This is a genomic window from Isoalcanivorax indicus, assembly GCF_003259185.1.
Taxonomy (GTDB): domain Bacteria; phylum Pseudomonadota; class Gammaproteobacteria; order Pseudomonadales; family Alcanivoracaceae; genus Isoalcanivorax; species Isoalcanivorax indicus.
This window is the reverse complement of record NZ_QGMP01000001.1, coordinates 1,042,888-1,055,608: the sequence shown is the minus strand read 5'-3', so window position 1 is coordinate 1,055,608 and position 12,721 is coordinate 1,042,888. Positions and strand designations below refer to the sequence as shown.

The following is a 12,721-nucleotide window of genomic DNA, read 5'->3' as shown; positions in this document are numbered from 1 at the left end:
GAGCGACCGCCCCGTATACAGGGAGACGGCAGATCAGACCCGCCAGCTCCGCACAAGTGCCCCTGGCCCGCCGAAGCCTTGATCAGCGTCGATGACAAGCGGGGGCACAGGCCCTAGAATGTGCGCCCTCGCCACCAGGAGCGCGCCATGACTGAAAAAAAACCCCTCAGCTACCGTGACGCAGGTGTCGATATCGACGCCGGCAATGCTCTGGTCAAGAAAATCGGACCGATCGCCAAGCGCACCCGGCGTCCGGAAGTGCTCGGCGGGCTGGGCGGTTTCGGCGCCCTGTGTGCCCTGCCGGCCGGTTACCGCGAACCGGTTCTGGTGGCCGGTACTGACGGCGTCGGCACCAAGCTGCGCCTGGCCATGCAGCACGACCGCCACGACACCGTGGGCATCGACCTGGTGGCCATGTGCGTCAACGATCTGATTGTCGGCGGCGCCGAGCCGCTGATGTTCCTGGACTACTACGCCACCGGCAAACTGGATGTCGAGACCGCCACCCGCGTGGTCAGCGGTATCGGTGCAGGCTGCGAGCTGGCCGGCTGCGCTCTGGTGGGCGGCGAAACGGCAGAAATGCCGGGCATGTATGAAGGCGAAGACTACGACCTGGCCGGTTTCTGCGTCGGCGTGGTGGAACGCGACAGCATTCTTGACGGCAGCAAGGTCCGCGCTGGCGACAAACTGATCGCCCTGGGCGCCAGCGGCCCCCATTCGAACGGCTACTCCCTGATCCGCCGCATTCTCGAGCAGGCCGACTATGACCAGGATACCCGCGTTGGCGGCGTCCACCTGATCGACGCCCTGATGGCACCCACCCGCATCTATGTGAAATCCCTGCTCAAGCTGCTGGGCCAGGGCGATGTCCATGCACTCGCCCATATCACCGGCGGCGGCCTGCCCGAAAACCTGCCGCGCGTCCTGCCCGAGGGGACCCGCGCCCGCATCGACAGCGGCAGCTGGACCTGGCCACCGGTATTCCAGTGGCTGCAGGAACAGGGCCAGGTCGAGACCGCCGAAATGTACCGCACCTTCAACTGCGGCGTGGGGATGGTCATCGTGGTGCCCGACGGCAGCGTCGACCAGACCCTGGCCCTGATGACCTCCTGCGGCGAAGACGCCTGGCTGCTGGGTGACATCGTCAGCCACGACGGCGACCCGGATGTGGTGATCGAGGGCAGCAAGGCGTGACACACCGTCTTGCCGTGCTGATCAGTGGCAGCGGCACCAATCTCCAGGCGCTGATCGACGCCATCCAGGCCGGCACCCTGCCGGCGCAGATCGTCTGCGTTCTCAGCAATCGTCCGGATGCCGGTGGCCTGGCGCGTGCCCGCGAACACGGCCTGGCGACCCTGGAGATCAACCACCGCGACTACGCCAGCCGCGAGGCCTTCGATCAGTCCATGATCGACGCCCTGGACCCCTTTGCCCCCGAGACGCTGGTGCTGGCTGGCTTCATGCGTATCCTGACAACGACCTTCGTGCAACACTACGCCGGACGCCTGCTTAACATTCACCCGTCCCTGCTGCCGCGCTACCCGGGCCTGAACACACATCAACGCGCACTGGACGCCGGCGACACGGAGCATGGCTGCTCGATCCACTTCGTCACTGACGAACTGGACGGCGGCCCGCTCGTTGCCCAGGCACGGGTACCGGTGCACGCGAACGATACACCCGCCACCCTGTCAAAGCGGGTACAGGCCAGCGAACACCTGCTCTATCCGCAGGTGCTCGCCTGGCGCGCCGATGGCCGCTTGCGGCTGACTGACCACGGAGTGGAACTGGATGGGCAAACACTTCCTGAACAGGGTTACCAGTGGCATCACCCTGATCTCGCTGACCGGCCTGCTGGCACTCAGCGCCAACGCTGACACCGACAAGGCACCCCCCGTGATCCAGCCGTTCAGCATGACTTACGGCCTGAGCGGTTCCGGTGTTCCCTTCTCGATTGCCGCCGAACGCACCCTTGAACGTCGCAACGACGGCAGCTGGAAAATGGAAATCCGCGCCCGTAACTGGCTCGGCTCCATCCGCGAAACCACGTTCTTCACCTGGCAAGACTGCGTGCCGCAAAGCACCGCGTATGAATACCGCCGCCGCGGTCTGGGCCGCACCCGCGAGGCCCGTCTGGAACTGGACCGCGACGCTGGCACCGCCCTGGCCCGGCGCGACGGCGCCGACGACCGCACCTACGAGATCGGCGACCACACCACCGACATCCTGTCGCAGACCCTGGGCCTGCAATGCGCCCTGATGCGCGGCCAACGCGACAACATCAGCCTCGACGTGGCCAGCGAACGCCGCCGCGAGGACATGGTGTATCAGGTTATCGGCGAAGAAAGCGTGCGCGTCCCTGCAGGCCGCTTCAATACACTCAAAGTGGAACGCGTGCGTGACGATGACAGTGATCGCCAGACCCTGCTATGGTTCGCCCCGGAGCTCGGCTACGCCCTGATCCGCATGGTGCAGGACGAGGGCGACGGGCAATACGAACTGGTGCTTCGCAACCCATAGGCCTCACTGCATGCGCATGTTCCTGTCTGGCGGGTCGGGCTACGCCTGGTCCGGCCTCGCCCTGCTCGCCCTCGCTGCGGTGATCCCCGCAGCAGCGCAAGACCTCCCGCAGGCAGACCCTGCCGGTACACGCACCCTGCAACCCTTCCGCGCGGAATACCGGGTCAGCGTCAGCCGCATCCCCACCCCCATCCGCGCCGAACTGGTGCTGGAGGCCGGGGATACCGAGGGCGTCTATCGCATGCAGATGAGCGTTGACTCACGGCTGATGCAGAACACCGAACTCAGCATCTTCCGGTGGCAGGATTGCCAGCCGTACACCCAGCACTACATGCATCACTTCCGCGGCTTTCGTCGCGAGCGCGACCATTTCATGGATTTCGTCTGGGACGACGGGACACCGCGCGTGATCAACGCCAGCTCCAGCAATGGCGAGGAAGAAATCTCCGAATACGACATCGAACCGGGCACCGTGGATGAACTCACCATGCTGCTCACCGCGCCCTGCCTGATGAGCGATGAACAAACCGAGTATTCTGTCACCACCGCCTACGGCACACGGGTACGCCAGCATCATATCCAGGTGGTGGGGCACGAAACCCTGCGCACCCCGCTGGGTGAGCTGGAGACCGTACGCATCGAAAAGCGTCGCGATGCCGACAGCAGCCGCTACACGGTTTTCTGGCTGGCGCCGAGCATGGACTACATGCTGATTCGCGGTCGCCATGTAGAAAGCCGTGGCCTGTATGGCGAGTTGCGACTGACCGACTATGAGGGGCCTTTCCGCAGCGCCGCCGAATAGCGGCGACGCTGTGGTATTCGATCATCAGGCGCGCGGCAGGGTCACGCCGCGCTGGCCCATGTACTTGCCGCCGCGATCCTTGTAAGAGGTCTCGCACACTTCATCGGATTCCAGGAACAGCATCTGCGCCACACCTTCGTTGGCGTAGATCTTGGCGGGCAGGGTGGTGGTATTGGAAAACTCCAGCGTCACATGCCCTTCCCATTCCGGTTCCAGCGGCGTCACATTGACGATGATGCCGCAACGGGCATAGGTGGACTTGCCCAGGCAGATGGTCAGAACACTGCGCGGAATACGGAAGTATTCGACGGTGCGGGCCAGGGCGAAGGAGTTGGGCGGAATAATGCAGTAGTCACCGCGCACGTCGACAAAACTCTTTTCGTCGAAGTTCTTGGGGTCGACCGTGGCCGAATGAATATTGGTGAACACCTTGAATTCATCGGCGCAGCGCACGTCGTAACCATAGCTGGACGTGCCATAGGAAATGATCTTGCCGCCTTCGCTGTTCTGCCGGATCAGCTCCGGCGCAAACGGCTCGATCATGCCCTGCTCTTCGGCCATGCGGCGAATCCAGCGGTCTGACTTGATGCTCATGTACCTTCCCTCGGCAGATGGTTTGTCGCGACGTAGCGGCGAATGGTACGTCAGCCGGATCACGTTGTGCACCCTGCTGGCACTTCGGCCTTGTTTCCGGGTTCACTGACGCCACCGGCGCTGTAGCGAGGGAAACATCACCAGCATGCAACCGGAAGGCTACGGAGTACGCACGTCCGGCAACCTCTGACTGAGGCCCCGGGGGAGAGGGACACCCTTCCAGAAGTGTGTGAGGCAGGAAGCCGAACGCAAGCCTACAGGGACGTATTTACGGCGGCTTCTGGAAGGGTGTCCCTCTCCCCCGGGGCCGTGCTACGAAGCACCCAACCGTCCAAACACACCAACCATCAGTGAGTAGTCTGCATCGCCATACGCACTATGGCCTGTTGCCCGCGCCCCTGAAGAGACAAGCGCCCCGCCAGCCGTCGGGCCGCATTGATATAGAGCGCCGCCTCCGGGCTGTCGGGCCGGGCGGCGACCCAGGGGGTGCCGCTGTCGGCCTGCGCGCGGATGCCCGCCAGTAACGGCAGGCTGCCCAGCAAGGTCGTCTGGTACTGTTCTGCCAGACGGGCGCCGCCACCCTCGCCAAAGACATGATCGGCGTGCCCGCACTGGCTGCAGAGGTGGACGGCCATGTTTTCGACCACGCCCAGCACACTGATGCCCACCTTGCGGAACATCTCGATGCCCTTGCGCGCATCCAGCAAGGCCACATCCTGCGGCGTGGTCACGATCACCGCGCCAGTGACCGGCACGCGTTGCGCCAGCGTCAGCTGGATATCCCCCGTGCCGGGGGGCAGATCGACAATCAGGTAGTCCAGATCATCCCAGTCGGTCTGGCCGATCAGCTGCTGCAACGCACCGCTGGCCTTGGGGCCACGCCAGACCACCGGGGTGTCTTCCGTGACCAGGAAGCCCATGGACATCACCTGGATACCGTGGGCACGTGGGGGAATGAAATACTTCTGCTCGCGCACGCCAGGACGGGTGCCCGCAGGCAGACCCAGCATCAAAGGCAGGCTGGGGCCGAACACATCGGCGTCGAGCATGCCCACGCGGGCACCCTCGCTCGCCAGCGCCAGGGCCAGATTGACCGCGGTGGTGGATTTGCCGACGCCGCCCTTGCCCGACGCCACGGCGATGACATTGCGCACGCCCGGCAAGGACGACATCTGGTTCTGGGCCCGATGGGTCTGGATGCGCCCTTCCAGTGTCAGGGCCAGTGTGCGACCGTCAAGCAACGGGCTGACGGCCGCCGTGATCAGGTGGCGGTAGGTATGCTCCAGCGCTGCCAGGGAGAAACCGAACTGTACGGCCAGCGTGACCGTGTCATCGCTCACCTCAAGCTGACGGATGACACCGGCGCTGACGAGGTCACAACCAAGCGCATCGGGCACTACCTGCGCCAATGCCTGTCTGATAGCGTAATCCGGATTGCTCATGGGGTTTCTGCCGGGCCGGTGATTTGCCAGGCCGACATGATACCGGAGACAAGGCTGCGCCAACACCGCAGCACACGAAACAAACCAGAATGAGGAACACATTATGGCGCCACGTCGCCTGCATTTGCCGCTACTGCGCTTGCCCCTCCTGCCCCTGCTGCTGCTGGCCAGCGCGAGTCTGATCGTGGGCTGCGGCGGCCACACCACCGAACGGGATACTGTCGAAGTCGCTGGATACGGGGAAATCAAGACCACGCCGGATCGCTTCCGCGTGCGCGCTGTATCAAGCCGGTCCGGGGATGATATTCCGGGCATGAAGCAGGAGGTGGACAGTGAAATCCGCGCCGCGCTGAGCCTGGCCGAGGCGTTGGGTCTGCCGGAGCGTCAAGTGCGTGCCACCGGCATCACCATCCAGCCAGAATGGCAGTGGCAGCCGGAGCGCAAACTGATCGGGCATCGTGTCGCCCGGGATATCGAGTTGGCCGTGGACGGGATTGAGGCCTATGCCGATCTGCTCGAAGGCCTGACCCAACTGGGCTTTACTGAATTGCACCAGGCCAGCGCCGAGTTGGCTGACCCGCAGGCCCATGAGCGTGAGGTCTTGCAGAAGGCGGTAGCCAATGCCCGCGACAAGGCCGAAACCCTGGCGCAAGCCGCGGGTCGCGAACTGGGTGAAGCCGTCATCATTCGTGAGCAGAGTGGCCACCAGGGCCCTCAGCCGATGCTGGCCATGGCGCGCGAAAGCGCGGACACCAGCAGCGCCTACAGTGCGGGGGAAATCACGCTGACCCGTCAGGTGCAGGTGCGTTTCGAACTGAAGTAAAGCCACGACAGATCAGGAGCGCCCATGGGTGGCAGCACGCAACGGCAGGACTACACGGATGAGGACTACCTGCGCTTTGCGCACCGCGTGCGCACTCAACTGGCGCTTCTGGCCGGCAAGCTGAAAAGCGGTCAGCTCGACCATGGCCCCTGCACTCTGGGGGCCGAACTGGAGCTCTACCTGACCGATGACACCTTCTGCCCGATGGGCCAGAACAAGGCCCTGCTGGCGCTGATCAACGACCCGCATCTGCAGCTGGAACTCAACCGTTTCAACCTCGAATACAACCTGGACCCGCTGCCAGCGGCCGGGGCGCCGTTCCGTCATATGGCCACCACTGTGCAACAGGCACTGGCCATGCTGAATGAGCATGCCCGGCAGCTGAACGGGCGGGTGCTGGCGGTCGGCATCCTGCCGACATTGCAGCGCGCCGATTTTGATGGCTGCATGACTGACGAAGCGCGGTACCACGCGCTGGCCCGGGGTCTGCGGGACATCCGCGGTGAGCCCTTCAGGATTCATATCGAGGCCCCCGAGGGCGTGGTGGAGCTGTGCAGCGACGATGTGTCGCTGGAGGGCGCCAATACCTCCTGGCAGGTACATCTGCGTGTCCCGGCACGGGATTTCGCGGACTGGTACAACGCCATCCAGATGGTGACGCCCCTGGCCCTGGGCATGGCGGGCAACAGCCCGCTGCTGTTCGGCCAGAGCCTGTGGGAAGAAACCCGCATTGCGCTGTTCCGGCAGTCCATCGACAGTCGTGGCAGTCGTCACCCGCGCTGGCGTCCGCCCGCCCGGGTCGCCTTTGGTGAGGGCTGGGTGCGGGACAGTGCCTGGGAGCTGTTTGCCAGCAGTGTGGCGCTGTACCCACCGATCCTGCCGGAATGCAGTGACGCGCCAGACGATGCCTTGCAGGAACTGCGTCTGCATCAGGGCACCGTGTGGCTGTGGAATCGCCCGGTCTTCGATCCGGTGGAGGGCGGCCACCTGCGCATCGAGATGCGCGCCCTGCCCGCCGGGCCTACCGGGGCCGATATGGCCGCCACCACGGCGTTCCTGATCGGTGCGGCCAACAGCCTGCGGCCGCGCATGCGTGAATTGACCGCCGCACTGCCGTTCCGCTACGCCGAATACAATCTGGTGGCGGCGGCGCGGGAGGGACTGTCGGCCCGCCTGGTGTGGCCCTGCAAGACGCAGATCGAGCTGTTTGACCGGCGCCTGGATGACATCGTGCGCGAGCTGCTGCCCGCCAGCCGTGAGGGTCTGTTGGCGCTGGGGGTCCATGCCGATGAAGCCGATCAGCAGCTGGCCCTGATTCAGGCACGGCTGGAAAGCGGGCAGACCGGCAGTCGCTGGCTGCGCGCCGGTTTTCATGCACTGGGCGGCGATGAGCATGCCGCCAGTGCCCTGCTGGCGCAGTACGCGCAGCATCAGGCCGACGGCGCCCCCGTGCACACCTGGCCCAGGGCTGGCCGTCATGACTGACCCGCTGGTACTGCATCGGCTGGACCCCGCCCGCCCCCCGCCGGCCTCCCTGGAGGCCTGGCTGGAGGCACTGCCGGGACCGGCCATGCTGCAGGTGCCGGGCGCTGACCGCAGTCGGTCGCGGGCGCTGGTGACACTGCTGCACGGCAACGAGCCCTCGGGCCTAAGGGGGCTGCATACCTGGTGGCGCGCAGGACTGGCAACACCGGCCACAGACCTGCTGGTGATCATTGCCAGTGTCGAGGCAGCGCGCACCCCGCCGCGTTTCAGTCACCGGCATCTGCCCGGCGAGCGGGATCTGAACCGCTGTTTCCGGGCGCCCTGGCAGGATGCCCCGGGCCGCCTGGCCCAGGCGATCATGGCGGAACTGGTGGCGCTGGGGCCGGAGGCGGTGCTGGATCTGCATAACACCTCAGGCCGCAGTCCGCCATTTGCCGTTTCCGTGCTCGATGACGCCCGTCATCGCGCCTTTGCCAGCCTGTTCTGCGACCATCTGATCGTGACTGATTTACGCCTGGGCGCACTGATGGACGCCGCCGAGCACCTGTTTCCGACCCTGACCGTGGAGTGCGGCGGCAGCGGTGACCCGCAGGCGGATGCCCATGCAGCCCAGGTCATCCATCGCTATGCGGCCAGCGACAACCTGTTTGGCGCCCTCCCCGCCTCCGACACGCTCAAGGTGTTCCATAATCCCGTGCGGGTCGAGCTGGCCCAGGGCGCACGGCTGAGTTTTGATCCGGCCGACCAGGCCGATGTCACCCTGGCGGCCGATATTACCCGGCACAACTTCGACCTGTGCCGCCCCGGCGACACGCTGGCGGCACTGGGAACCAGCGGCCTGGCCGCCCTGGTGGCCCGTGACCACCGGGGGCGCCCGGTGCTCGGCGAACTCTTCACCAGCCACGATGGCGCCCTGACGCCGCGCCAGCCCCTGCATCTGTTCATGGCCACCGGGAGGGCGGACATCGCAGCCAGCGATTGTCTGTTTTACGTCGCGCCCGTGTCCGACAATAAGACCAGTTAATTACCGACATGGCACGGTGCCATCGCTATACTCGGGGCATGCCTCATTCACAATAACAACTGTGTCATTGTGCACTGCCCTAAACGGAGACCCCCGCATGAAACGTGCCCTGCGCCAGCTCGAACGGGCCATTGAACATGCCGCCACCTATCAGGAGTGGCACGAAGCCAGCGCCGAACACGACCGCCGGTCCGGTGCAGACGACTGGAAGGACATTGATCGTTCCCGTCACTATGACTATGAACTGATTCGCAACCGGCTGGCACAGATCCGCCAGGCGCGCGAGCGTGGCGACGTCAACAAGCTGGTATTCCATCTGCACGAGGGGCTGCACGGCAATCTGGGCAATATCTCCAACCCGCAGCTGTACCGCTACACCCGCACTGGCACCAAGCGCCTGATCGAGACCTATCTGAACGAGGTCAGCACCGCGCTGGATTACCTGTGCGACAACGATTTCGAGGAATTTCCCTTCAAGGAAAAACTGGATTTCTTCCAGACCACCGGTCAGGCCTTCGGCCAGAGCTGTCTGATGCTCTCCGGCGGTGCTGCGCTGGGGCTGTTCCATATCGGTGTCTGCAAAGCGCTGTGGGAAGAGGACCTGCTGCCCTCGGTGATCTCCGGCTCCAGCGCTGGCTCCATTATCGCTGCGGTAGTGGGCAGTCACGCCGACAGCGAACTGCAGACCAGGCTCGAACCGGAAAACCTGTACTTGCAGGCGTTCCGCTATATCGGCTGGAAGGGCATGCTGCGCGGTACGCCGGTGCTCGATGGCGACCACCTGGAAGCCTGCCTGGAAGAAAACATTCCGGACATGACCTTTGAAGAGGCGTATCGCAAGACTGGCCGCGAAATCAATATTCCGGTCAGCCCCTATGACCGTCACCAGCATGCGCGGCTGCTCAACTGGCGTACCTCACCCAACGTGCTGATCCGCAAGGCGTCGCTGGCCTCCTGTGCCATTCCCGGGATCTATCCGCCGGTCAGCCTGTGGGCAAAGAATCTGGAAGGGGACAAGGTGCCCTATATTCCGGGCCGGAAGTTTGTCGACGGTTCGATCAAGGACGACCTGCCGATCCGTCGACTGGCCCGCCTGTATGGCGTCAACCACGCCATCGTCAGCCAGACCAACCCTCACGTGGTGCCTTTCATTTCGCGCTCGGAAAACAACCGTGGCGTGGTGCCGGTGATGACCAACTGGGCCATCCGCAATGTCGCCATGAACCTGCGCTTTGGCCTGGAGCTGGTGCAGACGCGGGTGGAATCCAACGACATCGGCCTGATCATCGACAAGGCCCGTTCGGTGGTACAACAGAAATACATCGGTGATATCAATCTGGTCCCCCCCAGACGCCCGCTTGGCCTGCTCCGGGTGCTGGCAAACCCCAGCGTCGAGGACGTGCGCCGTTACATTCGTCTGGGAGAACGCACCACCTGGCCGCGCATGGACATGATCCGCAACACCACCCGGATCAGCCGCACCTTCCATGACTGCCTGACACGCCTGGACCGCATGGAGGCAGAAAAGCTGCGCCGCCTGCGCCTGGTCAGCAGCCCCCAGGTATCCTGACGCCGCGCGCCGCCGGGCGCGCCGCAAAAGCCGACAGAATGCCGCCTCAGCACATTGCCAGCGGCTTGACGGCCCACGTAACATGGATTGCAGGAAATAACACCGCAACGCCAGAGAGGGCGTTGTCAGATTCATAACGCAGGGAGCACAGGTCATCATGGGCCAGCACTGGCGCGCTTATCGTCAACAGAACCCGTTGGCCTTCCGGCTGATGGGCGCCATCGTGCTGATCAGTTCCGTGATCACGCTGGTGGCGGTATTGCTGCTGCTGGGCCGCGAATACCGCACCGGCGTTTCCTCCCTGGAACGCCAGCTGGAGCAGCTGGAAACCAGCACCCTCCCCGCCATCAGTCTCGCCCTGTGGAATTTCGACGAAGCCCAGTTGCAGGCCCAGCTTGATGCGCTTGCCCGGCTCCCTGAAATCGACATCGCCCAGGTGGCATGGCAGCACTGGGACGGCGCCAGCCGCTCGTTGGCCGCCGGTGACCGCTGGGAGGGGCTGCACCAGGAAACCCTGCCCTTACGCTATACCCGCGATGACGGCAGCGTCGAATACCTTGGCGATCTGGTGCTGTCACTGACCCATGCCCCGATCCATCAGCGGGTAGCGGAACACGCCGTGTTCATCGCCCTGTTCCAGACACTGAAAACCCTGCTCATTGCGTTCATCATCATCGCCCTGATGCGCTTCATGCTGACCCGCCACCTGCGCCGTATCGCCACCTATGCACGGGGCCTCAGCCTGCAGACGCTGGACACGCCGCTCACACTGGAGCGCGACCAGAACGAACGGGATGAATTGCAGGACATCGCCGATGCACTCAACCACATGCGCGACAGCCTGCGCATGGATATCGCGCGCCGTGAAGAAACGGAAATCGCACTGCGCCACGAACAGCAGCAGCGCCTGGCGGAGCAGGAAAAAAGCATCCGGGCAGAAAGCGCCAGCCGTGCCAAGAGTCATTTTCTGGCCACCATGAGCCATGAGATCCGTACCCCGATGAACGGCATCATCGGGATTCTGGACCTGCTCACCAGCACGCAGCTGGACGAGCGCCAGAGGCATTATCTGCATCTGATGCAGCATTCCAGCGAAAACCTGCTGGCCATTCTCAATGACATCCTTGATTACTCGAAGATCGAAGCAGGCCAGTTGACTCTGGAGCATATTCCCCTGGACCTGCAGCTGCTGGTGGAGGACGCCGTGACCGCCTTTGCCGGCATCGCCCGCCAGCAAGGTCTGGAGCTGGTGCTGGATGTGCAGCTGCGCCATGCCCGGCAGGTACAGGGGGATCCGCTCCGTATCCGGCAGATACTGCTGAACCTGATCAACAACGCCCTGAAGTTCACCCGCGCCGGGCATGTGCTTGTCCGGGTGAAGGAACACAACGACAGCGGGCAGGTACGTATTGACGTCGAAGACTCCGGCATCGGCATCCAGCCGGATCAGATGCAGGTCATCTTCGATGCCTTCACCCAGGCTGATGACAGCACCTCCCGACGCTTCGGCGGCAGCGGCCTGGGCCTGGCGCTGTGCCAGAAGCTGGCGCGGGAGATGGGCGGCGACATCACCGCAAACAGCCGTCCCGGGGCGGGTTCCTGCTTTAGCGTCACGCTGCCCTTGCCACACGACACGCAGCAAGACGGCCACCCCCACCTCGACCCGGGGCCCGTGTTACTGCTCTGCCCGGCTGGCCCTGCACAACAGGCCATGCAGGGCATGCTGCGCTTCCTGGGCGTCAGCGTGACCGCGGCCAGCGACCCCTCGCATCTGGACCTTGGCGCACGCTATCGGCACATGCTGGTGGATCATGCGCTGTTCGAGAAGCTGGATAACGAGCGACGCGAGCAACTGGCCCGCTACCACGACCGTGTCTGCCTGGTGGCACCGCTGGATACGGACACCCTGCCCTATCGCTCCCTGCCCAAACCGGTCACCGCCAGCAGCCTGTCACAATTGCTGGACCGGCACGGCATGCGCGCCACCGAACAGCCTCGCATCAGCGAACATAACCGGTTCGACCACCTGAGCGTGCTGATTGCGGAAGACAACGACGTCAACCGCGATGTCATTCTGGCCATCCTTGCCGCCCTGCGGATTCACCCGGTGGTCTGCGTCAATGGCGAAGAAGCGGTGGCCGCCTACCGCGCTGCAGGCGGCGCCTTCGATCTGGTGCTGATGGATTGCGAAATGCCGGTACTGGACGGATTTGCCGCCACCCGGGCGATACGCCAGCTGGAAACCGACGCCGGACTGCCTGCGGTGCCCGTCGTGGCCCTGACGGCGCATGTCATGGAAGAGCAGCGGCAACGCATGCGCGACGCCGGCATGAATCACTTTCTCAGCAAGCCGGTGCGCAAGGACGCCGTGCAGAAACTGCTGTCGGAACTGGGGCTGGAGCGCACGCTGCAGGTGATGTCTTTCGAGCAGCGCAATCAGGACAAACCCTGACACGGAAAG

Annotated in this window: 11 protein-coding genes; 9 read left to right on the top strand and 2 right to left on the bottom strand. The window is 64.2% G+C overall.

The window, feature by feature from the left end:
- Positions 1–147: 147 nt before the first annotated feature.
- From purM to DKW65_RS04900, 4 genes are read left to right on the top strand one after another with little or no spacing between them, the layout of a single operon-like run.
- Positions 148–1,194 (top strand): phosphoribosylformylglycinamidine cyclo-ligase, encoded by a 1,047-nt coding sequence (purM, locus tag DKW65_RS04915; protein ID WP_111656212.1) that lies wholly within the window; start codon positions 148–150, stop codon positions 1,192–1,194.
- Positions 1,191–1,877: a phosphoribosylglycinamide formyltransferase gene (gene purN, locus DKW65_RS04910; protein WP_111656211.1), complete on the top strand. Its 687-nt coding sequence runs from the start codon at positions 1,191–1,193 to the stop codon at positions 1,875–1,877. The genes purM and purN overlap by 4 nt, the downstream gene beginning before the upstream one ends.
- Positions 1,792–2,520 carry a DUF3108 domain-containing protein gene (locus DKW65_RS04905; protein ID WP_111656210.1) on the top strand — a complete coding sequence of 243 codons (729 nt, stop codon included), beginning with the start codon at positions 1,792–1,794 and terminating at the stop codon, positions 2,518–2,520. The genes purN and DKW65_RS04905 overlap by 86 nt, the downstream gene beginning before the upstream one ends.
- A gap of 10 nt (positions 2,521–2,530) precedes the next feature.
- The gene (locus DKW65_RS04900) at positions 2,531–3,322 is read left to right on the top strand and encodes a DUF3108 domain-containing protein (RefSeq protein ID WP_245932395.1); all 792 of its coding nucleotides are present in this window, start codon (positions 2,531–2,533) and stop codon (positions 3,320–3,322) included.
- 24 nt (positions 3,323–3,346) lie between these two features.
- Here the strand turns inward: DKW65_RS04900 and dcd are convergent, their stop codons facing one another.
- Complete coding sequence (gene dcd, locus DKW65_RS04895; protein WP_111656209.1) at positions 3,347–3,916, bottom strand: dCTP deaminase; 570 nt, start codon at positions 3,914–3,916, stop codon at positions 3,347–3,349.
- Between the two features lie 347 nt (positions 3,917–4,263).
- Positions 4,264–5,358, bottom strand: a complete 1,095-nt coding sequence (gene apbC / locus DKW65_RS04890; RefSeq protein ID WP_111656208.1) for an iron-sulfur cluster carrier protein ApbC — start codon at positions 5,356–5,358, stop codon at positions 4,264–4,266.
- A gap of 103 nt (positions 5,359–5,461) precedes the next feature.
- Here apbC and DKW65_RS04885 point away from each other — a divergent pair, with 103 nt between their 5' ends.
- From DKW65_RS04885 to DKW65_RS04865, 5 genes are all read left to right on the top strand, one after another.
- The gene (locus tag DKW65_RS04885) at positions 5,462–6,181 is read left to right on the top strand and encodes an SIMPL domain-containing protein (RefSeq protein WP_111656207.1); all 720 of its coding nucleotides are present in this window, start codon (positions 5,462–5,464) and stop codon (positions 6,179–6,181) included.
- A gap of 24 nt (positions 6,182–6,205) precedes the next feature.
- Positions 6,206–7,666, top strand: a complete 1,461-nt coding sequence (locus DKW65_RS04880) for a glutamate-cysteine ligase family protein (protein WP_111656206.1) — start codon at positions 6,206–6,208, stop codon at positions 7,664–7,666.
- Positions 7,659–8,690 carry a M14 family metallopeptidase gene (locus DKW65_RS04875; protein WP_111656205.1) on the top strand — a complete coding sequence of 344 codons (1,032 nt, stop codon included), beginning with the start codon at positions 7,659–7,661 and terminating at the stop codon, positions 8,688–8,690. Before DKW65_RS04880 ends, DKW65_RS04875 begins: the two co-directional genes overlap by 8 nt.
- A gap of 97 nt (positions 8,691–8,787) precedes the next feature.
- Complete coding sequence (locus tag DKW65_RS04870) at positions 8,788–10,260, top strand: DUF3336 domain-containing protein (RefSeq protein WP_111656204.1); 1,473 nt, start codon at positions 8,788–8,790, stop codon at positions 10,258–10,260.
- 157 nt (positions 10,261–10,417) lie between these two features.
- Positions 10,418–12,712, top strand: a complete 2,295-nt coding sequence (locus tag DKW65_RS04865) for a hybrid sensor histidine kinase/response regulator (protein ID WP_111656203.1) — start codon at positions 10,418–10,420, stop codon at positions 12,710–12,712.
- Positions 12,713–12,721: the final 9 nt, after the last annotated feature.